This is a genomic window from Frigoribacterium sp. PvP121 (assembly GCF_017833115.1).
Lineage (GTDB): Bacteria > Actinomycetota > Actinomycetes > Actinomycetales > Microbacteriaceae > Frigoribacterium > Frigoribacterium endophyticum.
This window is the reverse complement of record NZ_JAFIBR010000001.1, coordinates 734,696-757,168: the sequence shown is the minus strand read 5'-3', so window position 1 is coordinate 757,168 and position 22,473 is coordinate 734,696. Positions and strand designations below refer to the sequence as shown.

The window sequence follows — 22,473 nt, the reverse complement described above, 5'->3', positions numbered from 1 at the left end:
GATCAAAGAACCACTGAGAAACGTGGTTCTTTGATCAGTCGGTGGTTCGACCGGGTGGCTGAGGCCCGGGCGGCAGCAGGTTCAGCGGCGGCGGCGGCGGCGGCGCCTGCGCAGCGCCGACTCAGCGGCGCGCGAGCGCAGCCCAGCGCGGGTACAGCGCGGGGCTCAGCGCACCGCGAGCAGGATCTTCCCCGAGTGCTCGCCGGACTCCATGCGCTCGTGCGCCGTCGCGGCGAACTCGAGCGGGAACACGCTGTCGAGCACCGGGCGCACGGCCCCCGACGCGACCATCGGCCAGACGTGCTCGCGCACCTCGGCCATGATCGCGCGGCGCTCCTCGAGCGGGCGGGCGCGCAGCGTGGTGCCCCAGATGCGGCCCCGCTTGCCCATCAGGCGGGCGACGTCGATCGTGGCCGACGAGCCGCCCTGCGACGCGATCACCATGACGCGGCCGCCCACGGCGAGCGCGTCGACGTCGCGCGCCAGGTAGTCGCCGCCGACGAGGTCGAGCACGACGTCGACGCCGCGGCCGCCGGTGAGCTCCTGGGTGACGGCGACGAAGTCCTCCGCCCGGTAGTCGATGCCGCGGTCGGCGCCGAGCTGCTCGCAGAACTCGACCTTCGCGGGGGTGCCGGCGGTGGCGTAGACGGTGGCGCCGAGCGCCTTCCCGATCTGGATCGCGATCGACCCGACCCCGCTCGACCCGCCGTGCACGAGCAGCGTCTCGCCGGCCTGCAGCTGCGCCGACATGACGAGGTTCGACCAGACGGTGGCGACGGCCTCGGGCAGCCCGGCGGCCTCGACGAGGTCGAGCCCCTTGAGGTAGGGCAGCAGCAGGCCCTCGTCGACGGCCACGCGGTCGGCGTAGCCGCCGCCGCTGAGCAGGGCGACGACGTGGTCGCCGAGGGAGGCGGTGGTCACCTCGCTGCCCAGGGCCACGACCGTGCCGCTGACCTCGAGCCCGGGCCACGACGGGGCCCCGGCGGGCGACGGGTAGTGCCCCTCGCGCTGGTTCACGTCGGCGCGGTTCACGCCGGCGGCGGCGACGTCGACGACGACCTCGCGGGGGCCGGGCACGGGCTCCGGGACCTCGCTGACGACGAGGGCACGGGGCCCTCCGGGAACGGGGACGGTGACGGCACGCATGGGGCCATCCTGCCCCGTCCGGGCCGAGCGCGAGCCGGGCGACCTGGGGACGACCCGGGGAGGCGCCCCCTCCCCGGGGCGGGGCCCGCGACTCCCCCAGGCCCTCCGTCGGGCCCGCACCGGGGCCCGACCTGCCCGCCGTCTAGGCTGGCCGCGTGCTGCTCTCCGACCACGACATCAAGCTCGAGCTCGACGCCGGGCGCATCGGCCTCGACCCCTACGAGCCGACGCTGATCCAGCCGTCGAGCATCGACGTGCGGCTCGACCGGCTGTTCCGGCTGTTCGACAACCACAAGTACCCGTTCATCGACCCCGCGGCCGACCAGCCCGAGCTGACGCGCCTGGTCGAGACGCCGGCCGACGAGCCGTTCATCCTGCACCCGGGCGAGTTCGTGCTGGGCAGCACCTATGAGCGCGTCACCCTGCCCGACGACGTCGCCGCCCGGCTGGAGGGCAAGAGCTCGCTCGGCCGCCTCGGCCTGCTGACGCACTCGACGGCGGGGTTCATCGACCCGGGCTTCACGGGGCACGTGACGCTCGAGCTGTCGAACGTCGCGACGCTGCCGATCAAGCTGTGGCCCGGCATGAAGATCGGGCAGCTCTGCTTCTTCCGCCTCAGCTCGCCGGCCGAGCACCCCTACGGGTCGCAGGAGTACGGATCGCGCTACCAGGGGCAGCGCGGGCCGACGGCGAGCCGGTCGTTCCAGGGGTTCGTGCACACCGACGTGTCGGGCGGGGCGGAGACGGCGGGCGCCTGAGCGCGGGCTCGGTCCGCCCGTCGGGGGACACGCGTCTCGGGGGGCTTCGCCCGGAGGGCAAGGCATTCGCTCCGTGTCCGGTCGACCTGCAGAAAGCTCGCCTTCGTATCACACTGGGATGGCCTCGCGGTACGGGTTCAGGACTGCGAGTTGCTGGGTGCGGGCGGCGATGTCGGGTCTCTCGCCCGCACCCCCTTCCATTCCTCGTCGCGGCGGCGCCTCGCCCGCTGCTCGCCGTCCGGTGCTGTGCGCCCTGAGCGCTGATCCACTCCGGAGTGGAGGACGCCTGCCCCGGTGCCCCACCCCCGCGCACGCTCCTCCACTCCAGAGTGGAGGAGTCTCCCCAGAACTACCTCCGGGCGCGTCCCGGCACCCGCACCCACATTCGCCCCTACGACTCCAGCGTCTCGCGCGGCGACCGCCCGTAGTGCGCCACGTACGCCGCCGTGAAGCGCCCCGCGTTCGCGAAGCCCCAGCTCTGGGCGATCCCCGCCACGGTGTGCCCGCGCGTCGGGTCAGCGACCTGAAGGTCGTGGTGCGCCCCGCGCAGCCGCGCCGCCCGCAGCACCGCCATGGGCGTCGTGTCGAGGTGCCGGCGGAACGCCAGCTGCAGCCCCCGCGGCGTCAGCCGGGCCGCCTCGGCGATCTCGACGACGCCGATGTCGTCGTGGGCGTGCTCCTCGACGTAGGCGAGCGCGCGCCGCACCGTCGACGGCACGGGCCGGGCGCTCGACGCCTCGCTCGTGCCGACCGCCGTCGTCGGGAAGGTCGTCACGAACGCCGCCACCAGCGACCGGAACGCCTGCCCCCTGATCAACGGGCTCGCCATCGCCGCGTCGTTGCGCACGACGTCCTGGTAGAGGTGCCGCATGTGCCCGCGCCAGTACCGGCCGAGGGCCTCGCTCTGGGGCTCCATGCCGATCACGTGCAGGCCTGCGGGAGGCGCGGTGAGCGACAGCCCCACCAGCTCGGCCTCCACGGCGGCCCGGTCGAGCATGAGCTGGGCGAGGTGGACGTCGTCCCACTCGGTCCGCTTGTTCGTGGTGGTGGGGAACGCGAACGGCTTCAGCAGCTCCGCCCGGTGGTCGGCGTCGCCCGCCTGCACCCGGAAGCCCCCGCCGAGCAGACGGCAGATGCCGAAGAAGGGCAGCGGCTCGCTCTCGGCACGCAGCGTGCCGGTGTACCGCATCTCGCCGACGGCGAAGCGGTGCTCGCCCGACACCGCTCGGCGGTAGTAGAACTCGTGGGCGTCGCCCGGCACGAGCTCGCGCATGCGGAAGGTGCGCCGCATCGCCTCGTGGGCGACGTCGGGGTCGGTGGTCTCCAGGCCGCGGATGCGCGGGTCGTCGAAGGGCGACGGCGTCACGGGCTGCGACGGGTACGGGGGCGACGGCATCGGTCACGCCTCTCGTCGAGGTGGGCGCCGGGCCGCTCGGGGTCAGGGAACGGCGTCGGAGCGTCGGGCTGATCCCCCGACGGCGTCAGCATAGTGCGACGCCTCCGGAGTTGCCCCCCCTTCGGCGGACGCCGATGTGCCCCGGAGGCGGGCCGCGGTGGGGAGGGACGAGCCGGGGAGGGACGAGCCGGGGTGGAGACCTGAACCAACCCACACCCCGGCTCGCACACCGACGTCGGGGGACCCGCCAGGGTCCCGACTCGGTGCTCACCACGGCCAGCCCGAACCGCCGTGGTGTGCAGTCTTCGGAGCACCGGTCGGAACGGTTTGGAGAAAGTCTCAGAATATTTCCGGGGAGTCCTCCCCAGGGGTCCGTGAGGCGGGGCTGTCCCCCGCCCCGCGCCTCCCGCAGTCCTGCCGCCGACGCACGGCGTAGCGTCGCGGCCATGGACTACAGGACCCTCGGCAACAGCGGTGCCTCCGTGTCGGAGCTGACACTGGGCACCATGACGTTCGGCGCAGAAGCCGACGAGACCACCTCTCACCAGATCCTCGACGCGTTCGTCGCGGGCGGCGGCACGCTCGTCGACACCGCCGACGTCTACAGCGCCGGGGTCTCCGAAGAGATCATCGGGCGCTGGCTCGCCGCCCGCCCCACCGACGCGGCGCAGGTCGTGCTCGCGACGAAGGGCCGCTTCCCCATGGGCGACGGCCCGAACGACGTCGGGCTCTCGCGGCGGCACCTCGCCCGCGCCCTCGACGACTCGCTCCGGCGCCTCGGCACCGAGCACGTCGACCTCTACCAGATGCACGCGTGGGACGCCCTGACGCCGATCGACGAGACCCTGCGGTTCCTCGACGACGCGATCAGCGCAGGCAAGATCGGCTACTACGGCTTCTCGAACTACCTCGGCTGGCAGGTCACGAAGGCCGTCGGCCGCGCCGACGCCCTCGGCTTCGCGCCGCCCGTCACGCTGCAGCCGCAGTACAACCTGCTCGTGCGCGACATCGAGCACGAGGTCGTGCCGGCCTCGCTCGACGCCGGCATCGGCCTGCTGCCCTGGTCGCCGCTGGCCGGCGGCTGGCTGAGCGGCAAGTACCGGCGCGACCAGGCGCCCACCGGCTCGACCCGTCTCGGTGAGGACCCGACGCGGGGCATGGAGGCGTGGGAGGCGCGCAACGCGGACGAGCGCACCTGGACGGTCATCGACGCGGTCACCGCGATTGCCGACGCCCACGGCGCCTCGGCCTCGCAGGTCGCGCTCGCCTGGCTGCTGGCGCAGCCGGCCGTGACCTCGGTGATCCTCGGTGCCCGGACGGTCGAGCAGCTCGACGACAACCTCGGTGCGTCGGGCCTCGTGCTCACCGCCGACGAGCTCACGCGCCTCGGCGACGCGAGCGCCCCGCGCATCGACGACTACCCCTACGGCGCCGCCGGGGTCGCCCAGCGCGGCCGCCGCATCGACGGCGGTCGCTGACCCCCGGGCTCAGACTGGCACCGCACGGTGCGACCGTGGGAGGCGCGGTGTCGGTCAGACCGGCACCGCGCCTCCCGCACGTGCTCGAGTGGTCACGATCTGCTGCTCCCGGCGCGAGGGGGGAGCAGATCGTGACCACTCCGCGCGTCAGCGGTGCAGGTCGGCCGTCGCGCCGACGCGGCCGTGGCGCACCCGGACGGCGACGGCCACGAGCAGCACGACGACCGCCGCGACCAGTGCCGTGACCCCGGCGGCGGTGTCGAGCGGCTGGCCGGTGAAGCGTCCGACGGCGACCCACGAGAGGCCCCAGACCAGCGAGAGCATGGGCGCGAGGCGACCGCGGCCGGCGAGGGCGACGGCCACGCCCGACAGGCCGGCGACCGCGAGCACGACGGTCGACCAGACGCTGCTCGGGGCCCCGAGGCCGTCGAAGCCCGACTCGACCAGCGCCGCGGCGATGTTGGCGGCGGTCGCGACCGAGACCCAGCCGAGGTAGAGGCCCATCGTGCCGTCGGTGACGAGCGCGTCGACCCAGCCGTGCGTCGGGGTGCGGAAGAGGGTGACGAAGATCCGCACCAGCACGGCGAGCAGGGCGACGATCACGACGACGCTGAGCCACACGTTGCCGAGCTGCACGGCGGCGAAGAGCCAGGCCGCGTTGAGCAGCATGGAGGCGGCGACCCAGTACCCGAGGCGACGGTGGCGGTCGACGCTGCGCTGGCCGGGCAGCGCCTGGTAGACGGCGTAGGCGACGAGGCCGAGGTAGATGACCGACCAGATCGAGAAGGCGGTGGTCGCGGGGGCGATCGGGGTGGCGTCGGCGCTGAGCGCCCCGCCGGAGGCTCCGGAGACGGAGGTGCCGCCGAAGGCGCCCGACCCCACCGCGGCGAGGACGACGGCCAGCACGGCCGCGACCACCACCACGATCTGACGGACGACGTCGCTCGGCTGGGGAGGGTGCGGTTCGGCTCGCGTGGCTGTGCTCATGTCGGTGACGGTACGCCGCCGAGATGTCTTAGCTGCTGAATCATCAGGCGCTTCCCAGCCTCAGCGACCGGGCCCCGAGGAGTCGCGGGGCAGCCCCCAGCCCCGCCCGCCGACCCGAGGACCCAGCGCTGGGCCACGTGCGCCTCGCGCGTGCGCGAGCGTCAGTCAGTTGCCACATTGAGGGCCTACGGCGGCCCGAGAGGCCCCCAAATTGGCAACTGACCGACGCGGGCGCGGGGCCGGCGCACCCCGCTCAGGCGGCGGGCCGCCAGCGGCGCAGCAGCTGCGCGTTCAGGGCCACGATCACCGTCGACAGGCTCATCAGCACCGCCCCCGCCGCGGGCGACAGAACGAAGCCGACCGGCGCCAGGACGCCCGCCGCGAGCGGCACCGACAGCACGTTGTAGCCCGCGCCCCAGACGAGGTTCTGGATCATCTTGCGGTACCCCACCCGCGACAGCGAGATCACCGACAGCACCGCCCGCGGGTCGTTCGACGCGAGCACGACGCCCGCCGACTCGACCGCCACGTCGGTGCCCGCGCCGATCGCGACGCCGACGTCGGCCCGGGCCAGCGCGGGAGCGTCGTTGACGCCGTCGCCGACCATCGCGACCCGCTGGCCGCCCTGCTGCAGCTCGGCGACGCGCGCGTCCTTCTCGTCCGGGCGCACCTCGGCGAACACCTCGTCGATGCCCAGCTCGCGCCCGACCGCGTCGGCGACCTGCTGCGCGTCACCGGTCACCATCGCGACCCGCACGCCCGCGTCGTGCAGGCGTCGCACGGCCTCCGCCGACTCCGGCCGGACCTCGTCGCGCAGCGCGTACGCCGCCTCCACCGCTCCGGCGCGCACGAGGTACAGCACGGCGGCGCCGTCGGCCCGCCACGGCTCGGTCGCCGTCGCCAGGTCGCCGGGCACCTCGAGGCCCTGGTCGCGGAGCAGGCCGGGGCCCCCGACGCTCACCTCGACCCCGTCGACACGAGCCGTGACGCCGCTGCCCGTGAGCGAGCGGAACGACTCGACCCGCGACTCCGGCGCCCCGCCCTGCCCCGCAGCGGCCTCCGCCGCGCGCACCAGCGCCCGGGCGACCGGGTGCTCGCTGTCGCGCTCGACCGCCGCCGCGAGGCGGACGGCCGCGTCGTGGTCGACGAGGTCGGACGAGGAGGCGCGGGCCACGTCCGTCACCGCGGGCTCGCCCTTCGTGAGGGTGCCCGTCTTGTCGAACAGCACGGTGTCGACGGTGCGCATGCGCTCGAGGGCCAGGCGGTCCTTGACCAGCACACCGGCCTTCGCGGCGCGCTCGGTCGAGATCGCGATCACCAGCGGGATGGCCAGGCCGAGGGCGTGCGGGCAGGCGATGACCAGCACGGTCACGGTGCGCGTGATCGCCTGGTCGAGGTCGCCGAGCAGCAGCCACACGACGAACGTGACGACGCCCGCCCCCGCGGCGAACCAGAAGAGCAGCGCGGCGGCGCGGTCGGCGAGCGCCTGCGCCCGCGACGACGACGACTGCGCCTCGGCCACCAGCCGCTGGATGCCCGCGAGCGCCGTGTCGTCGCCGACCGCCGTGACGCGCACCCGCAGCGCGCCGTCGGTCGCGACGGTGCCCGCCACGACGCGGTCGCCCTCGGAGCGCGAGACGGTGCGGCTCTCGCCGGTGATCATCGACTCGTCCATCTCGGCGGAGCCGTCGACGATCGTGCCGTCGGCCGGCACGCGCGCGCCCGAGCGGACGAGCACGACGTCGCCGGCCACGAGGTCCGCGATCGCCACCTCGGTCGTGCCGGAGTCGCGGGTCGAGCCGTCCGGGCCGGTCTCGTCGACGCGGTCGGCCGTGTCGGGCAGCAGCGCGGCGAGCGCGTCGAGGGCGCCGGAGGCGGCGCCGAGGGCGCGCATCTCGATCCAGTGGCCGAGCAGCATGATCACGACGAGGAGGGCGAGCTCCCACCAGAAGTCGAGGTCGAGGCCGCCGATGCCGAGCGTCGTCGCCCAGCTCGCGACGAAGGCGACGGTGATGGCCATCGCGATGAGCAGCATCATGCCGGGCTGCTTCGCCCGCGCCTCGGCGACGCCGCCGGAGAGGAACGGCCAGCCGCCCCAGACGAAGAGGAAGGTGCCGAGCACGGGCGAGATCCACTCGGCGCCGGGGAAGGAGGGCACGTCGTAGCCGAGCAGCCCCGCGAACATCGAGCTGAAGACCACGACCGGGATCGCGACGACGAGGCTCACCCAGAACTTGTCGCGGAACTGGGCGGCGTGGTCGCCGTGGCCGCCGTGGCCGTGGTGGCCCGCGTGCGCGTCGTGTCCGCCGTGCGCGTCGTGTCCGCCGTGCGCGTCGTGTCCGCCGTGGCCCGCGTGCGCGTCGTGCTCGGAGTGGTCGTCCCCGACGCCGTGCGCCTCCTGCCCGTGCGCCGCCGTCGCGAGGTCCGAGTGGTCGCCGTGGTCGCCGTGGTCGTCGTGCGCGGAGTCGTCGTGCCGGGGAGTCATGCTGCATACCCTAGGGGGGTATCGGTCTCGCCGTCCAGATCTGCCGACCCGCGACTCCTCGCGGTCACCGGCCGACGGTCTCGCGGCGGCCGCCCGGCCGCCCGGGATCAGCCCCCGACGGGCGGCCCGACGATCAGCAGCACGACGAAGACCACGACCACCGCGGCCGCGAGCAGGGCCACTGCGAGCGCCAGGTGCCCGAGGAGCCAGCGGAGGAGGCGGTCGGCCGGCCTCCGGTCACGCGGGTCGTCGGTCGCGGTGCGGCGCCAGTCGCCGCGGAGGCCGCCGCGGCGGTCGATCCAGCGCTCGACGGGCAGCGAGGCGAACGGCACGACGGCGCTGGCGAGGGCGGCGGCCGTCACGCCGAGGCTCCAGCGCTGGTTGACCGCGACGACCACGCCGGCCACCAGGTACGCGAGGAAGACGAAGCCGTGGATCGGCCCGGCGACGCTGACCGGCCAGTCGCCGACCCGGGCGACGTACTTGAGCAGCATGCCGCCGATGAGCAGGGCCCAGGTGACCACCTCGGCGACGGCGAACGAACGGAAGAGGGTGCGAGGCGACACGGGGGCTCCAGGGGGGTCGACGGGACTCCGCTCATGGTCGCAGGCCGCCGCTGGGCGGCGCCTCCCGTCGTGCACACCACGCACCCAGCAGGAGGTGCCCCTTCTGTTCCGAAGGATCCTCAGGAGGCGCAGCGTACCCTGGTCAGGTCAGCGACGACGACGAGGGGACTCCATGAGCGACCACGAGAAGCACGACACGGCACGGCACGACGCCCCGAGCGACGCCGCCCCGGGCCGCCTCCGCCTCACCTGGCCCACCTTCCGCGGCTCGCCCGTCGGCTGGGGGATCCTGGCCTTCCCGCTGCTGCTCGACCTCGTCCTGGTCGGACGGCACCTCGGTCGCGGCGACCCGGTCACCCCGTTCGGCGTCGTCCTCACGATCGCCGTGCTCGCCGCCCTCGCGGTCGCGATCACCGGCCTGGTGCAGACGATCCGGCATCCGCGCCCGGGCCCGCCCGTGTGGCAGGGCGACGACCCGCGCTGAGGCCCGGCGCTCCCTGGGTGCCGACCCGCGCCTCCTTGCTTGGCTGGGGGGCATGACTACTCTCGCGATCATCGGTGCCGGCAAGGGGCTCGGCGCTGCCGTTGCCCGTCGATTCGGGCGGGAGGGGTTCAGCGTCGCGCTGATCTCCCGTCACCAGGGGCGGCTCGACGCCCTCGCGGCCGAGCTCGAGGCCGACGGCGTCACCGCGCAGGGCTTCGTCTCCGACGTGCGCGACCCCGCCTCCGTGGCCCGGGCGCTCGAGGCGGCGACCGAGGCGCTCGGGCCCATCCAGGTGCTGCAGTACAGCCCGCTGCCGCAGAAGGACTTCATGCGGCCCGTGCTCGAGACGACGCCCGCCGACCTCGTCGGGCCCGTCGAGTTCTCGATCTACGGGTCGGTCGCGGCCGTGCACCAGGTGCTGCCGGGCATGCGCTTCCTCGGGCGGGGGCCGGACGGCCACGGCGGCACGATCCTCTTCGTCAACGGCGGCTCGGCCGTCACGCCCGGGCGCACCGTCACCGGCACGTCGATCGCCTTCGCCGGCCAGGCCGCGTACGCGCAGCTGCTGCACGACGAGCTGGCCGACGAGGGCATCCAGGTGTCGCAGCTGATCATCGGCGGGGCGATCACGCCCGACGACCCGGAGAAGACGCCGGAGGCGCTGGCCGAACGGCTCTGGGGGCTCCACACCCGGCGCGACACCTTCCGGGAGCAGGTCAGCGCCGACTGAGGCGTCGGCTCGGCGCCCACGCGGCCGGCGAGTGGTCACGAACTGCTGCTCGCGCGGGGCGGGAAGAGCAGATCGCGACCACTCGAGCCTGCGCCGCTCGCGCGTCGACGCAGCGACGGGGGCGAGTGGTCACGAAGTGCTGCTCGTGCGGGTCAGGAAGAGCAGTTCGCGACCACTCGGCAAGGGAGCGGGGAGCCTGAGCCCGGCACGGAGGCAGGCGGCGTAGCGTCACGCACAGCACCGGATCAGCACACGAGCGGCATCGTCGCGGAGACCCCCCTGTGGTCACCGAGGCGGTGCCGCGTGCTCGTCCCGGGCCCGGCGCACCACGGCAGCCCCCGCGGCTCGGCAGCCCCACGGCCGCGCCGCCCCCGCTACGCCCCGCCGAACCGCTCCGTGCGCACCCGGGTCGGGTCGTGCCCGGCGTCGACGAGCCAGCCCGCGATCGTCTCGACGAAGCCGTTCGTGCCGCAGACGTAGACGAGCGGGTGCTGCTCGGCGGGCAGCGCCAGCTCGAGCAGTCGCTCTCGGGTCAGGCGCCCGGCGGGCCGGGCCGCTCCCTCCGGCGCTCCGCGCGTGAAGACCCAGTCGACCGTGAGGTCGGGCCTCGCGGCGGCGGCGAGCTCGTCGAGCTCCGGTGCGAACCACTGGTCGTCGGGCGTCCGCACCGAGCAGATCAGGCGCATCGGGGGCGCGTCGTCGCGCTCCGACCGCGAGCGGATCATCGCGACCAGGGGCGCGACTCCCGACCCTCCGCCGATCAGCTGCACGGGCGACCGCGTCGGCGCCGGGGCCCCCGCGGGCTCGGGCAGCACCGCGTGCACGGCCGAGTCGGGGTCGAACTCCGTCGGCGGCCACACGAACCAGCCGCCGATCGGGCCGCGCACCTCGACGGGGTCGCCCGGCTCGGCGGCCTCGACCAGGTACGGCGAGACCTCGCCGTCGGGCAGCTGCTCGACCGAGATCTCGAGGGCGGCGGCGAGCGGATCACCGTGGGTGCCCCGCACGTCGGAGAGCGAGTACGACCTGACGGCCTGGTAACCGTCGTCGGCGGTCAGCCGGAGGTCGACGTGCTGACCGGCGCGCGCCGCCCGCAGCCCCGGCACGGCGAGGGTGATCGACCGGCCGGTGCCGCTCAGCGGGGTCGTCGACGCGACCGTGCCGGGCCGCCAGGCATAAGGGTCGTCACCGCTCACGCGTAGCGTTCTTCGCGCCAGGGGTCTCCGTGGCCGTGGTAGCCCATGCTCTCCCAGAAGCCGCGGCGGTCGGTCGCCATGGTCTGGACGCCCTGCAGCCACTTCGCGCTCTTCCAGAAGTAGAGCCCGGGCACGAAGAGCCGTGCGGGCCCGCCGTGCTCGGCGTGCAGGGGCTCGCCCTCGTAGGTGTCGACGACCCACGCCTTGCCGCCGAGCAGCTCGTCGAGCGGGAGGTTGGTCGTGTAGCCGCCGTAGCTCGTCGCCATCGCGTAGCCGTGGTCGGTCTCGAGGCCGTCGAAGAGGGTGTCGAGCGAGACGCCCGACCAGTGGGTGCCGAGCTTGCTCCAGCTCGTGACGCAGTGGATGTCGGTCTCGATCGCCTCGTGCGGCAGGGCCTGGAAGTCGGCCCAGGTGAGCGAGCGCTGGCCCTGCTCGGTGCCGACCTGCAGCTCCCACCGCTTGATGTTCGGGGTCGGGCCGGCCGAGAGCACGGGGAAGCCCTGCTCGAGGTGCTGCCCCGGGGGGAGGCGCGGGTCGGCCTCCCGACGTCGGCCGAAGCCGGTGAACCCTGCCATCGCGCGCCTCCTGCACCCTGGGGCGACGCCGTGCGGCGGCGTCGCGCGGGGCTCGTGCGCCCCGACCCGGCCCACAGTAGCGGGGCCCCCCGACGCCCGGCGAGACCACCAGCCTGGGACTGGCCTGGGAGGCGGTTGACCTGCAGGTGCACGGGGGTCGTACGGTGGTGGGAGACCCCCAGCGAAAGGACTCCCCCATGGCTGAGTACACCCTGCCCGACCTCCCCTACGACTACTCCGCTCTCGCGCCGCACATCAGCGCGCAGATCATGGAGCTGCACCACTCCAAGCACCACAACACGTACGTGACCGGGGCGAACACGGCCAACGCCGCCCTCGCCGAGGCGCGCGACAAGGGCGACCTCGCCAACGTCAACAAGCTCGAGAAGGACCTCGCGTTCAACCTCGGCGGCCACGTCAACCACTCGATCTTCTGGACGAACCTGACCCCCGAGACCAGCGAGCCCGTCGGCGACCTGCTCGAGGCCATCGGCCGCGACTTCGGCGACCTCGAGAAGTTCAAGGCGCACTTCACGGCCACCGCGCTCGGCGTGCAGGGCTCCGGCTGGTCGGTGCTCGCGTACGACGTCATCGGTCAGCGCCTCAGCGTCTTCCAGCTCTTCGACCAGCAGGGCAACGTGCCGTTCGGCCTCGTTCCGCTGCTGATGCTCGACGTCTGGGAGCACGCCTACTACCTCGACTACCAGAACGTCCGCGCCGACTACGTGAAGGCCTTCTGGAACATCGTGAACTGGGAGAACGTCGCGCAGCGCTACGCCGCCGCGACCACCAAGACGCAGGGCCTGCTGACCTTCTAGTCGCACCCGCTGCCTCGCCAGGGCTGCGCCTCCCCCGTCACGACGGGCCGGAGGCGCGGCCCTGTCGCGTCCGACTCTGGGGACGACCTCCCCTCTCCGTCCCTCCCCACCCCCCCGGGCATGCGCCTCCGGGATGAACCTGACCCCCGGGAGGCGCGGTGCGGCCCGCCCCTCACCTAGCCTCGTTCACATGATCGACGTCAGGCGGTGGGGACGGCACGCGGTCGCCCCGACCGCGGCGACCGTCTACTTCGTGTTCTGGGTGGCGGCCTCGTGGGGCCGCGGCGGCGTCGCCGACAACAGCGTCGTCTTCGGGCTGTTCGCCCTCGCGATCGGCCTCTCGTGGTGGATGCCGTCGACCGCCCTCGCGCTCGTGGTGGTCGTGCCCGTGCTGCAGCTGCTCGGCCTCGCCGAGGCCCCCGGGCAGGACACCTGGACGGCCTACGTCGCCGTCGCGCTGGTGATGGCGTTCGTCGCCGTCCGGCCCTCGCCGTGGCTGCGCCTCGCCGCGCTGCTGGTCGCCGGGGTGACGGCCGGGCTCGCCGCCTGGCTGCTCACCGTGCCGACGCTGACGCGGCCGCAGAGCTGGAGCACCTGGGTCGGTGCCGGCACCGCGGGCCTCCGCATCGAGTTCTCGCTGCTGATGGCCGCCCTCTTCGGCGTGTTCGCCGGGGCGTGGGCGATCGGGGTGGCCTTCGCGAGCATCCGCCGGGTGGTCGTCATCCGCGCGGCGCTCGAGGCCACCGAGACCCGCTTCGAGGCGGCCGACCTCGAGCTGCGGCTCGAGCAGGAGCGCGCGCGCATCTCGCGCGACGTGCACGACGCCCTCGCGCACTCGCTCGCCGTCGTCGTGTCGCAGGCCCAGGGGGCGATCGCGCTGCGGGCCACACGCCCCGAGGCCGCCGACGCCTCGCTCGCCACGATCGCCGAGGTCGGCCGCACGGCGCTGCTCGACGTGCGGCGGCTGGTCGAGCGCATCACGCACGACGACGACGTGACCGCCCCGCGCCAGACCCTCGCCGACCTCGGGGTGCTGGCCGCCGCGATGCGCGAGGCCGGCATGCAGCTCGACGTCGTCGTCGAGGGCACGCCCGCCCTCGCCCCCTCGCAGGAGCTCGCGGTCTACCGCATCGTGCAGGAGAGCCTCACCAACGCCCTGAAGCACGCCGGCACCACGAGCACGGTCGCGGTCGTGCTCGACCACCGCGGCGAGGGGCTGTCGCTCTCCGTCCGCTCGCGGGGGCGCGGCTCCCCACTCGTCGCCGCCCGCGAGGGCCGCGAGGGCGGGGCCGGCATCCGCGGCATGACCGAGCGGGCGCGCCTGGCCGGCGGCTGGCTGACGGCCGGCCCCGCCGACGACGGCGCCTCGTTCGAGGTGACCGCCTTCGTGCCGTCACGGGGCGAGCGCGCCCCGACCTCCCGCGACCTGACCCCGCCCGACCTGACCGAGAAGAGCACCCCATGATCCGCGTCGCCGTCGTCGACGACCAGCCGCTGTTCGCCAGCGGGCTCGAGATGCTGATCGAGGCGCAGCCCGACATGGCCTGCGTCGGCACCGCCGTCGACGGGCGGCAGGCGCTCGAGCTGGCGGCGCGCACGAGCCCCGACGTCGTGCTGATGGACCTGCGCATGCCGGTCATGAACGGCCTCGAGGCCACCGCCCGGCTGCTCGAGGGCGTCTCGCCCGACGAGCTGCCGCGGGTGGTCGCGCTGACGACGATCCAGCGTGACGAGGCCGTGTACGGGGCGCTCAAGGCCGGGGCGTACGCCTTCCTCACGAAGGACGCCACGCCCGACGAGGTGCTCGGCACCATCAGGGCCGCGTTCGCGGGCGAGCCCGTCTCGACCGCCGACGCCGCGCTCGACGTCGTGCACCGGTACGCCGTGCCCGCCCCCACGCCGCCCGTCGACCCGCTGGCCCCGCTCTCGCCGCGCGAGCGCGAGATGACGCTGCTCATCGCCCGCGGCCTGAGCAACACCGAGATCGCCGCCGAGGCCTTCCTCAGCGAGGCCACGGTGAAGAGCCACGTGCGCGCCGTGCTGCAGAAGCTGGCCCTGCGCAGCCGCGTGCAGATCGTCGTGTTCGCCTACGAGAACGGCCTCGTCTCCGGGGCCGAGCGGAGGCGCGGGTGACGGAGCGAGACCGCGAGCGGGTCGCCAAGAGGGTCACCGCCGTCGCCGTCGCCCTCGTCGTGGCCGGGGTCGTCGTGGCGGGGCTGCCGTCGACGCGATCGTGGCGCCTGCCGACGACCGCCACGCAGGACCGCTCCTCCTGGGTCATGCCGCTCGACCAGTACATCGGCGTCGGCGACATCCGCGTCGGCTACGCACAGGAGCTGATGATCGAGAAGTGCCGTACCGACGAGGGCGGTGACGGCTCGCGGGTGCCCTGGCGAGACGTGGACGCGGCGACCACCGCGGCCGAACGCCAGCCGACCCGGGCCTTCGACCTCGACCAGGCCGAGGCTCGGGGCTACCACGTGCCGCCGACCGACGACCCGGGCGAGGCTGCCTGGCGGGAGTTCGTCCTGAGGCCGGTCTCGGCCGCCGAGAGCGCCGCGAGGGACCGCTGCGTCGACAAGCTGTACTCGGAGCACCCCGAGCTGCTCTCCGGCTACCTCGGGACGGGCACCGGGACGGTCGGCGACATCGCCACGCGCCTCAGCGACGCCGCCTTCCGCGACGCCCGCGACGACGACGCGGTGCTCGACACCGTCCCCGCCTGGCTCGAGTGCCTGCAGCCCGTCGCCGCGGCCGGCTGGGAGCTGCCGCCCACCCCGGCGGGCATGCCGACCGACGCGATGGCCGGCGCGTTCGCGTCGTCCGACCCGACGACGCCGGTCACCGAGGCCGAGCTCGACGTCGCCACCGCCGACGCCGCCTGCCGCGAGTCGTCGGGGTACCTCGACGCCCTCTACGACGCCGAGTGGGAGCACCAGCTCACCGTTCCCCACGACTACGGCGAACGCCTCTCGCAGGTCGACACGGGCGCGGTCGCGGCGGCGAAGCGGACCGTCGCCTACGCGCTGGCCCGGCTGACGCCGCCGGCTCCCTGACCTGCCGGCCCGCGCCTCCTGCCCGCCCCTCGCCCCCCGGCCGGGGGCCTGCCGAAACCGTCCCGCGGGTATGTACCCTGGAGGACAGAGGGACCGCGGCGCCGGGGGGCGCCTAGGGGGCCGAGGGGAGGTCCGTGGGCCTGACCAGCGCGACGAGCGACGTGGTCAGGCCCTCGGACCCGGGGGCCGCCATCCACGGCAGCAGCACCGAGAGCAGCTGCGCGAGCCGCTCGAACACGTCGGCCCGCCCGGTCGTCGCCCCGGAGAGGGTCTGCACGCCCGTGTAGGCCCCGACGAGCAGGTGCGTCGCGGCGTCGACGTCGAGGTCGGCGCGGAAGGCGCCCTCGTCGACCGCTCCGCGGATGAGCCGGCCCATCTGGTCGAGCCAGTCGAGGTACGGCGGCGCGACGGTGAGCGCGCGGTCGGGCACCTCGGTGGTGAGGCGGATGCCCGCCGTGACCGCCACCTCGCAGGTCAGCTGGGTCGCGAGCGACGCGCACGACAGCACGATCGCCTCCGCGCACGAGCCGGCCTCGGCCGAGACCCGGTCGGCGTAGGCGCGCGCCAGGCGGTGCTGCTCGGCGATGACCGCGTCGGCCAGCGCGGCCTTCGACGGGAAGTGGAAGTACAGGGCGCCCTTGGTCACGCCCGCCGTGTCGGCGACGACGTCGAGCGACGTCGAGCCGTAGCCGCGCTCGTCGAAGACCTCGGCGGCGGCGTGGAGGATCGCCGCGCGCGTCGCTCGGGCACGCTCTTGCTGGGGCACGGAGAGACACAGTACCGGCGGGCCCGGGGTGTGACGCCCGCCCCCGGTCAGGCCGCGGGCGTCACCGGCAGGGCAGGAGTCGCGGGTCGGCCCGGGCGCGGAGCCCGGCTGGCGTACAGCACGCCCCCCACGACGGCCACGCCCGCGACGACCTCGACCACGTCGGGCACCTCGTCGAAGGCCGCCCACGACGCGAGCACCCCGACCACGGGCACGAGCATCGAGAACGGCGCGACCGTGCTCGACGGGTAGGCCGCGAGCAGGCGGGTCCAGAGGCCGTAGCCGAGCACCGTCGCGACCAGCACGACGTACAGCAGGCCGACGACGCTCGGCAGGGCGTCGAGCGTGCCGACGGTCGCCATGCTGCGGCCGATGCGCCCGGGGCCCTCGACCGCGAGCGAGAGGGCGAGCATCGGGATCGGCGGCACGACCGACATCCAGAGCGTGAGCCGGAGCGGGTCGGGGGCGGCCGCCCGCCGCACCGCCACGTTGCCGAGGCCCCAGCCGAGGGTGCCGCAGAGCACGAGCACGACGGGCAGCAGCGCGGCCACCTGCGCCCGGTGCACCGCGATCACGGCGAGCGCGAGCACCGCGACGCCGATGCCGATCGCCTGGCGCCGGGTGATGCGCTCGCGCAGCCAGAACGCCGCGATCACGACGGTCGCCGGGGCCGACGCCTGGAGCACGAGCGACGCGAGGCCGGAGGGCATGCCCGCCGCCATGCCGAGGTAGAGGAAGCCGAACTGGAGGATCCCCAGCCCGAGGCCCACGAGCAGCAGGCTGCGCCACGGGATGGCCGGGCGCGGCACGAACAGCAGCGTCGGGACGGCCAGCAGCGAGAAGCGCAGCGCGACGAGGAAGATCGGCGGGAAGTGCTCGAGCGCCAGCGCCGTCATCGGGAAGTTCACGCCCCAGCAGACCGCGACGACGAGGGCGAGGAGGCGGTCGCGGGGCGTCATGACGCCAGCCTGGCCGAGCGGGGGGCGGGGGCACCAGCCGACGCGCTGGCGATCCGGCCGAGCAGGCCACCGGTCGACGGGCGGCCCTGCCCCGGCGGTGTCGCGAGCGGTGCCGGGTGCTCGCACCGCGCCTCCGGCAGGCCCCTCCCGACCGCGCCGGCGGGCCCGGCCCGGGCCCGGGGGACGCCGGTGGTCCCCCGTTCGGCTGCCTGTGCCGGAGGGCCCCGCCGTGCTGTCATGGGGGTCCACCAGCGTCGGGCCGTCGACGAGCGTGCCCGGGAACAGGCTCCGATGTCGACCACTCCCCGCGCCGCCCTCGGCCCCCGTGCGGCCCGGGCCGCCCTCGGCGCGGTCGTCGCCGCCGCTCTGCTCGCCCTCGTCGGCTGCACGTCGTCCGCCGACCACGGCGACGGTGACCGCGACTCCGACCGCGACTCCGCCTCGGCCACGCCGACCGCCGCGCCCGACCGCGTGACGCGCGAGACGATGCGCACCGCCCCCACCGACCTCGTCTTCCCCGGCGGGCTCGCCGTCGAGCCGGGCTCGCTCGCGTCGCGGGCGCAGGCCGAGCTCGACGCGGCGGGCCAGCCCGGCCAGGCCGACGCGGCGGGCGTGATCGCGGCGCAGCCCGTCGCGATGTGGATCGGCGACGGCTACGACGACGAGCAGCTGGTGAAGGTGGTCACCGACTTCCTCGACGCGGCCGACGCCCAGGGCGCGACGGCGGTCTTCGTCACGTACGCCATCCCCGACCGCGACTGCGGCAACTACTCGGCGGGCGGGCTCACGGTCGACGAGTACCCGGCGTGGAACCGCACCATCGCCGAGACGATCCGCGGCCACGACGCCGTGGTGATCGTCGAGCCCGACTCGCTCGGCATCCTCAGCCGCTGCCCCGACCTCGTCGAGGAGAGGCTGCCGCTGCTGCGCCAGGCCGTCGAGGACTTCGCGGCGGCGGGCGTGCCCGCCTACCTCGACGGGGGCAACTCGAACTGGGTCGACGCGCAGACGATGTCGGAGCGCCTGCTCGCCGCCGGGGTCGAGGACGCCCGCGGCTTCTTCACGAACGTGTCGGGCTTCTACCGGGTCGACGAGGAGCGCGCCTACGCCGAGCGCCTCTCCGCCCTCACCGGCGACAGCCACTTCGTGATCGACGTCTCGCGCAACGGCCGCGGCTGGCAGGGCACCTGGTGCAACCCCGACGGGGCGGCGCTCGGCCAGGACCCGCACGTCGCCGGGGGCAGCGGGGGGCTCGACGCCCTGCTCTGGGTCAAGACGCCCGGCATCAGCGACGGCACCTGCAACGGCGGGCCCGCGGCGGGCACCTGGTGGCCGTCGTTCGCGGAGGGCCTCGTCACCCGCCGCGTCGAGGACGAGGGCTCGCAGCAGTAGCGGGGCCGGCCGGGACATCGGGAGTCGCGGGTCGGGCCCGCCGCACCGGCGTCAGCGGCTGCGCAGCAGCTCCAGGAACTCGTCGGCCATGCCGAGCTGGCGCTCGAGGCGGGCTCGTCGCTCGACGGTCTGCTCGATGAAGGAGTCGAGGCGGGCGCGGACGGCGGCGACGTGCTCCGGGGAGCCCTCCGCGCCTCCTTCAGGGCCTGCCGCGGTCGCGGACTCGAGGTCGGCGACGACGCGCAGCAGCTCGGCCATCTCGTCGAGGGAGAAGCCGAGCGGCTTCATGCGACGGATCACCATGAGGCGCTGGAAGTCGGCCTCGGTGTAGAGCCGGAAGCCGCCCTCGGTGCGGCCCGTGGGGGCGAGCAGGCCGACCTCGTCGTAGTGGCGGATGGTACGCAGCGACATGTCGGCGCGCTCCGCCAGCTCGCCGATCTGCATCATCGGCTGGTCGACGTCGCTCATGCGTGGCCCATCTCTACCCTCACGTGAGGGTAGGGTTGATCGTACGGCAGGGTCGCCGTGCTCCCCCACTCTTCCAGACTCTCCTCAGGAGCCCCGTGACGTCTCCCGCCTCCCCCTCCTCCGTCGTGCCCGTGCACGCCGACGACACCGTGCTCGGCGTGCTCCGCTCGCCGCGCCTGCTCACGAGGGAGGCGCTGGCCGGCATCGTCACCACGCTCGCCCTCGTGCCCGAGGTGATCTCGTTCTCGGTCATCGCGGGCGTCGACCCGATGGTCAGCCTGGTCTCGTCGGTCGTGCTCGCCGTCGTCATGTCGCTGCTCGGCGGTCGCCCGGCGATGGTGACGGCGGCGGCCGGCTCGGTCGCGCTCGTCGTGGCGCCGCTCGTGCAGCAGCACGGCGTGGAGTACGTGCTGCCGGCGGTGCTGCTGGCCGGCGTGATCCAGGTCGCGTTCGGCACGGCGGGGCTGGCGCGGCTGATGCGGTTCATCCCACGGTCGGTGATGATCGGGTTCGTCAACGCGCTCGGCATCCTGATCTTCGTCGCGCAGGTGCCCCACGTGGTCGACGTGCCGTGGGTGGTCTACCCGCTGTTCGCGCTGACGATCGCGATCGTGGTGCTGCTGCCGCGGCTGACGAAGGCGGTGCCCGCACCGCTGATCGCGATCGTGGTCGTGACGGCGATCGTGGTGTTCGCCGGCCTGAACGACGTGCACACCGTCGGCGACGAGGGCCCGATGGGCGGCGGGCTGCCCGGGCTCACGCCGTGGCTCGTGCCGGTGTCGCTCGACACGCTCGTGATCATCCTGCCGACGGCGCTCAGCGTGGCGTTCGTGGGCCTGATGGAGACGCTGCTGACGGCCAAGCTGGTCGACGACATCACCGAGACGCCGTCGCACAAGGGCAAGGAGTCGTGGGCCCTCGGCGTCGCGAACATCGCCGCCGGCTTCTACGGCGGCATCGCGGGCTGCGCGATGATCGGGCAGACCGTCGTGAACGTGAAGATCGGACGGGCCCGCACGAGGGTGTCGACCGTGGTGGCCGGGCTCTTCCTGCTGCTGCTGGTGACGGGGCTGAGCTCGGTGATGGCGCGGATCCCGATGGTCGCGCTGGCCGCGGTCATGATGATCGTGGCGATCTCGACGGTCGACTGGCACAGCGTCAGGCCGTCGACGCTGCGGCGGATGCCGCTGCCCGAGACGCTCGTGATGGTGGTGACGGTCGTCGTGGTCGTCGCGACCGGCAACCTCGCGATCGGCGTCGCGGTCGGCGTGCTGCTGGCGATGGTGCTGTTCGCGCGGCGCATCGCGCACGTCATCCGGGTGGAGCGGACGGTCGACGCGGCGACCGGTGCCGTGCGCTACGACGTGGTCGGGCCGCTGTTCTTCGGCAGCAGCAACGACCTGGTCGAGCACTTCGCGTACCGCGACGACCCGGCCTCGGTCGTCGTCGACCTGAGCCGGGCCCAGGTGTGGGACGCCTCGAGCGTCGCCGCCCTCGACTCGGTCGAGACGAAGTTCGCGGCCCACGACGTGGCGGTGGAGTTCGTCGGGCTCGACGACCGCAGCCACGCGTTCCGGTCGAGGTTGACCGGGCAGTTCGGGGAGTAGGTCGCGGGGCTGTAGGCAGGTCGGGGGCTCGTCGGCGCGGGCTGCCGGGCGGGCTCGCTCTGCTGGCTCGCGGAGAAGTGGTCTCTGGGATCGCTGATCCACTCCAGAGTGGAGGAGCGAGCCCGGTGACCTGCGGGGACGGTGCCGCGGCGGGGTGCGGCGGGTCCTCGTCCTCCTGGGCGGGTCGGCGCCGGCCCGCCCAGGAGGACACGGACCCGCCGAACCGACCGCGACAGCGCTCGGCAGAACGCGCGTCCGCGGCGGGGCTGCTCCACTCCAGAGTGGATCGACGAATCTGGGGAGTCACTTCCGCACCCGACGCGCTCGATGCGCCAGAGTGCACCGGGACCGGGGTCGGGCCTAGGCGCCGATGCGCACGAAGTGGTGCGGCTGGTCCCAGATGGGGCGCACCGCGACGAAGCCGCCGGGCTTCGGCGCGTCGAGGATCATCCCGTTCCCCGCGTAGATCCCGTCGTGCGCGAGGTTGTCGAACACCACGAGGTCGCCGGGCACGGCGTCCTCGGCCGAGACCCGGGTGCCCTCCGTGTCCTGCGTGGGCACGTAGTGCGTCAGCGAGATGCCGAACTGCGAGTAGACGAACGTGATCAGGCCCGAGCAGTCGAACTTCGTCGGGTCCTCGCCGCCGTGCACGTACGGGGTGCCGATGTACTGCATCGCCACGGCCAGCACCTGGTCGCGGTCGAGCGTCGGGTAGAGCGGGTCGGCGAGGTAGCTCTCGGTCGTGCGGCCGTCCCACACCGAGGTGCTCGCAGCGGCGGAGTTCAACTTCACCTGCGTCGCCAGGTCGACCAACGACGTCGCCGAGTACGCGTCACGGCTCATGTCGGCGTCGACCACGTCGCCGTCGACGGAGAGGCTCTGCGACGCTCCCCGCACCGCCGACGCCCCGGGGCCGGCCGCGACGGCCTGCGCTCCCTGGTCGGCGCTCGCGAGCAGGGGCAGCGTGCCGCTCGCGGCGAAGCCGATCAGCGCCGCGACCACCGAGACCTTCTTCACCACGGCGCCGAGACGACGAGCGGCAGGGGCAGCCGTCGGCGCCGCAGCGGGAGGGACCACAGCAGCGCGTCGCCCGCGAGCGGCAGGAGCAACAGCAGCAGGAGCAGGGGCGGCAGGAGCAGGGGCGGCAGCGGCACGAGCGGCAGCAGCAGGCACGGACGCCGCGCTCGGCACCGGAGCGCGCCGGCCGGAGGCGCGGGTCGAGTCCGCGGCGCGGCTCGCCGACGCCGCCCTGGCCGACACGACCTTGCGGCTCACGCCTGCAGTGGGGGCCGCGACCGGCTCGCCAGCGAGCTCCGCCGCCTCGGCGGCGACGGCGTCGGCACGGGCGGCCGAACGGCGACCGCGGAGCAGGGGGCCGGTGGCCGCCTCGGAGGCGGCGACGAGGGCGTCGGACTGCACGAACGAGGCCCGGCAGGTGGTCGGCAGCACGGCGGCCTGGGCCCGACGACGGCCTCGAGGCCGCAGCAGCGGGGCGTCTCCGCCTCCGGTGGTCGACACGTCGCGATCCGAGTTCTCGGGGCCCGACAGGTCGGCGGAGGCGGTGCTCGTCACGCGGTCGGTCCTCTCGGTCACTCGTCGGGAACAC

The 22,473-nt window shown here is 74.3% G+C and carries 21 protein-coding genes; 10 read left to right on the top strand and 11 right to left on the bottom strand.

Going from position 1 to position 22,473, the window contains the following annotated elements; genetic code table 11:
- Positions 1-165 precede the first annotated feature (165 nt).
- Positions 166-1,146, bottom strand: a complete 981-nt coding sequence (locus JOE43_RS03595; RefSeq protein ID WP_185230815.1) for an NAD(P)H-quinone oxidoreductase — start codon at positions 1,144-1,146, stop codon at positions 166-168.
- 155 nt (positions 1,147-1,301) lie between these two features.
- On the opposite strand from JOE43_RS03595, the gene dcd reads away from it, so the two are divergent.
- Positions 1,302-1,904: a dCTP deaminase gene (dcd, locus tag JOE43_RS03590; protein WP_209514758.1), complete on the top strand. Its 603-nt coding sequence runs from the start codon at positions 1,302-1,304 to the stop codon at positions 1,902-1,904.
- Positions 1,905-2,295: 391 nt separating this feature from the next.
- On the opposite strand, the gene JOE43_RS03585 is transcribed toward dcd, so the two are convergent.
- Positions 2,296-3,300, bottom strand: coding sequence for an AraC family transcriptional regulator (locus JOE43_RS03585; protein WP_056058374.1), 1,005 nt, complete (start codon positions 3,298-3,300; stop codon positions 2,296-2,298).
- A gap of 446 nt (positions 3,301-3,746) precedes the next feature.
- On the opposite strand from JOE43_RS03585, the gene JOE43_RS03580 reads away from it, so the two are divergent.
- On the top strand, positions 3,747-4,778 hold the full coding sequence (locus JOE43_RS03580) for an aldo/keto reductase (protein WP_209514756.1): 1,032 nt from the start codon (positions 3,747-3,749) through the stop codon (positions 4,776-4,778).
- Positions 4,779-4,925: 147 nt separating this feature from the next.
- Here the strand turns inward: JOE43_RS03580 and JOE43_RS03575 are convergent, their stop codons facing one another.
- The 3 genes from JOE43_RS03575 to JOE43_RS03565 form a co-directional block, all read right to left on the bottom strand.
- Complete coding sequence (locus tag JOE43_RS03575; protein WP_209514754.1) at positions 4,926-5,765, bottom strand: tryptophan-rich sensory protein; 840 nt, start codon at positions 5,763-5,765, stop codon at positions 4,926-4,928.
- Positions 5,766-6,018: 253 nt separating this feature from the next.
- Positions 6,019-8,250 carry a heavy metal translocating P-type ATPase gene (locus tag JOE43_RS03570; protein ID WP_209514752.1) on the bottom strand — a complete coding sequence of 744 codons (2,232 nt, stop codon included), beginning with the start codon at positions 8,248-8,250 and terminating at the stop codon, positions 6,019-6,021.
- 107 nt (positions 8,251-8,357) lie between these two features.
- Positions 8,358-8,816 carry a DUF3817 domain-containing protein gene (locus tag JOE43_RS03565; protein ID WP_209514750.1) on the bottom strand — a complete coding sequence of 153 codons (459 nt, stop codon included), beginning with the start codon at positions 8,814-8,816 and terminating at the stop codon, positions 8,358-8,360.
- A gap of 172 nt (positions 8,817-8,988) precedes the next feature.
- On the opposite strand from JOE43_RS03565, the gene JOE43_RS03560 reads away from it, so the two are divergent.
- Both JOE43_RS03560 and JOE43_RS03555 read left to right on the top strand, forming a co-directional pair.
- The gene (locus JOE43_RS03560) at positions 8,989-9,300 is read left to right on the top strand and encodes a hypothetical protein (RefSeq protein WP_209514748.1); all 312 of its coding nucleotides are present in this window, start codon (positions 8,989-8,991) and stop codon (positions 9,298-9,300) included.
- Positions 9,301-9,352: 52 nt separating this feature from the next.
- Positions 9,353-10,030, top strand: a complete 678-nt coding sequence (locus JOE43_RS03555; RefSeq protein ID WP_209514747.1) for an SDR family NAD(P)-dependent oxidoreductase — start codon at positions 9,353-9,355, stop codon at positions 10,028-10,030.
- A gap of 374 nt (positions 10,031-10,404) precedes the next feature.
- Here JOE43_RS03555 and JOE43_RS03550 read toward each other — a convergent pair whose 3' ends face one another.
- Both JOE43_RS03550 and JOE43_RS03545 read right to left on the bottom strand, forming a co-directional pair.
- A complete protein-coding gene (locus JOE43_RS03550; protein ID WP_209514745.1) occupies positions 10,405-11,226 on the bottom strand; it encodes an FAD-binding oxidoreductase in 822 nt (273 codons plus the stop codon).
- Complete coding sequence (locus JOE43_RS03545) at positions 11,223-11,801, bottom strand: molybdopterin-dependent oxidoreductase (protein WP_209514743.1); 579 nt, start codon at positions 11,799-11,801, stop codon at positions 11,223-11,225. Before JOE43_RS03545 ends, JOE43_RS03550 begins: the two co-directional genes overlap by 4 nt.
- Positions 11,802-11,998: 197 nt before the next feature.
- On the opposite strand from JOE43_RS03545, the gene JOE43_RS03540 reads away from it, so the two are divergent.
- From JOE43_RS03540 to JOE43_RS03525, 4 genes are all read left to right on the top strand, one after another.
- The gene (locus tag JOE43_RS03540; RefSeq protein WP_056058344.1) at positions 11,999-12,619 is read left to right on the top strand and encodes a superoxide dismutase; all 621 of its coding nucleotides are present in this window, start codon (positions 11,999-12,001) and stop codon (positions 12,617-12,619) included.
- Positions 12,620-12,809: 190 nt separating this feature from the next.
- A complete protein-coding gene (locus JOE43_RS03535; protein WP_209514741.1) occupies positions 12,810-14,084 on the top strand; it encodes a sensor histidine kinase in 1,275 nt (424 codons plus the stop codon).
- Entirely contained in the window at positions 14,081-14,752 is a 672-nt protein-coding gene (locus JOE43_RS03530; protein WP_167261061.1) for a response regulator transcription factor, read from the top strand. Before JOE43_RS03535 ends, JOE43_RS03530 begins: the two co-directional genes overlap by 4 nt.
- Positions 14,749-15,675, top strand: coding sequence for a hypothetical protein (locus JOE43_RS03525; protein ID WP_209514739.1), 927 nt, complete (start codon positions 14,749-14,751; stop codon positions 15,673-15,675). The genes JOE43_RS03530 and JOE43_RS03525 overlap by 4 nt, the downstream gene beginning before the upstream one ends.
- Before the next feature lie 112 nt (positions 15,676-15,787).
- Here the strand turns inward: JOE43_RS03525 and JOE43_RS03520 are convergent, their stop codons facing one another.
- Both JOE43_RS03520 and JOE43_RS03515 read right to left on the bottom strand, forming a co-directional pair.
- The gene (locus JOE43_RS03520) at positions 15,788-16,441 is read right to left on the bottom strand and encodes a ScbR family autoregulator-binding transcription factor (RefSeq protein ID WP_209514737.1); all 654 of its coding nucleotides are present in this window, start codon (positions 16,439-16,441) and stop codon (positions 15,788-15,790) included.
- Between the two features lie 47 nt (positions 16,442-16,488).
- Positions 16,489-17,400, bottom strand: a complete 912-nt coding sequence (locus JOE43_RS03515; RefSeq protein ID WP_209514736.1) for an EamA family transporter — start codon at positions 17,398-17,400, stop codon at positions 16,489-16,491.
- Between the two features lie 291 nt (positions 17,401-17,691).
- Here JOE43_RS03515 and JOE43_RS03510 point away from each other — a divergent pair, with 291 nt between their 5' ends.
- On the top strand, positions 17,692-18,792 hold the full coding sequence (locus tag JOE43_RS03510) for a glycoside hydrolase family 6 protein (RefSeq protein ID WP_209514734.1): 1,101 nt from the start codon (positions 17,692-17,694) through the stop codon (positions 18,790-18,792).
- A 51-nt stretch (positions 18,793-18,843) separates the two neighbouring features.
- On the opposite strand, the gene JOE43_RS03505 is transcribed toward JOE43_RS03510, so the two are convergent.
- Positions 18,844-19,260 (bottom strand): MerR family transcriptional regulator, encoded by a 417-nt coding sequence (locus JOE43_RS03505; protein WP_209514732.1) that lies wholly within the window; start codon positions 19,258-19,260, stop codon positions 18,844-18,846.
- A gap of 95 nt (positions 19,261-19,355) precedes the next feature.
- On the opposite strand from JOE43_RS03505, the gene JOE43_RS03500 reads away from it, so the two are divergent.
- A complete protein-coding gene (locus JOE43_RS03500) occupies positions 19,356-20,867 on the top strand; it encodes a SulP family inorganic anion transporter (protein ID WP_307803220.1) in 1,512 nt (503 codons plus the stop codon).
- 360 nt (positions 20,868-21,227) lie between these two features.
- Here the strand turns inward: JOE43_RS03500 and JOE43_RS16100 are convergent, their stop codons facing one another.
- Positions 21,228-22,439 carry a C40 family peptidase gene (locus JOE43_RS16100; RefSeq protein ID WP_209514730.1) on the bottom strand — a complete coding sequence of 404 codons (1,212 nt, stop codon included), beginning with the start codon at positions 22,437-22,439 and terminating at the stop codon, positions 21,228-21,230.
- Between the last annotated feature and the right edge of the window lie 34 nt (positions 22,440-22,473).

What these genes read in the sequence shown, in the direction of transcription:
- JOE43_RS03505 (WP_209514732.1), bottom strand. Translation starts at nt 19,260, where the DNA reads ATGAGCGACGTCGACCAGCCGATGATGCAGATCGGCGAGCTGGCGGAG.
- JOE43_RS03510 (WP_209514734.1), top strand. Translation starts at nt 17,692, where the DNA reads ATGTCGACCACTCCCCGCGCCGCCCTCGGCCCCCGTGCGGCCCGGGCC.
- JOE43_RS03530 (WP_167261061.1), top strand. Translation starts at nt 14,081, where the DNA reads ATGATCCGCGTCGCCGTCGTCGACGACCAGCCGCTGTTCGCCAGCGGG.
- JOE43_RS03540 (WP_056058344.1), top strand. Translation starts at nt 11,999, where the DNA reads ATGGCTGAGTACACCCTGCCCGACCTCCCCTACGACTACTCCGCTCTC.
- JOE43_RS03560 (WP_209514748.1), top strand. Translation starts at nt 8,989, where the DNA reads ATGAGCGACCACGAGAAGCACGACACGGCACGGCACGACGCCCCGAGC.
- JOE43_RS03585 (WP_056058374.1), bottom strand. Translation starts at nt 3,300, where the DNA reads ATGCCGTCGCCCCCGTACCCGTCGCAGCCCGTGACGCCGTCGCCCTTC.
- JOE43_RS03555 (WP_209514747.1), top strand. Translation starts at nt 9,353, where the DNA reads ATGACTACTCTCGCGATCATCGGTGCCGGCAAGGGGCTCGGCGCTGCC.
- JOE43_RS03545 (WP_209514743.1), bottom strand. Translation starts at nt 11,801, where the DNA reads ATGGCAGGGTTCACCGGCTTCGGCCGACGTCGGGAGGCCGACCCGCGC.
- JOE43_RS03570 (WP_209514752.1), bottom strand. Translation starts at nt 8,250, where the DNA reads ATGACTCCCCGGCACGACGACTCCGCGCACGACGACCACGGCGACCAC.
- JOE43_RS03595 (WP_185230815.1), bottom strand. Translation starts at nt 1,146, where the DNA reads ATGCGTGCCGTCACCGTCCCCGTTCCCGGAGGGCCCCGTGCCCTCGTC.
- JOE43_RS03575 (WP_209514754.1), bottom strand. Translation starts at nt 5,765, where the DNA reads ATGAGCACAGCCACGCGAGCCGAACCGCACCCTCCCCAGCCGAGCGAC.
- JOE43_RS03535 (WP_209514741.1), top strand. Translation starts at nt 12,810, where the DNA reads ATGATCGACGTCAGGCGGTGGGGACGGCACGCGGTCGCCCCGACCGCG.
- JOE43_RS03580 (WP_209514756.1), top strand. Translation starts at nt 3,747, where the DNA reads ATGGACTACAGGACCCTCGGCAACAGCGGTGCCTCCGTGTCGGAGCTG.
- JOE43_RS03515 (WP_209514736.1), bottom strand. Translation starts at nt 17,400, where the DNA reads ATGACGCCCCGCGACCGCCTCCTCGCCCTCGTCGTCGCGGTCTGCTGG.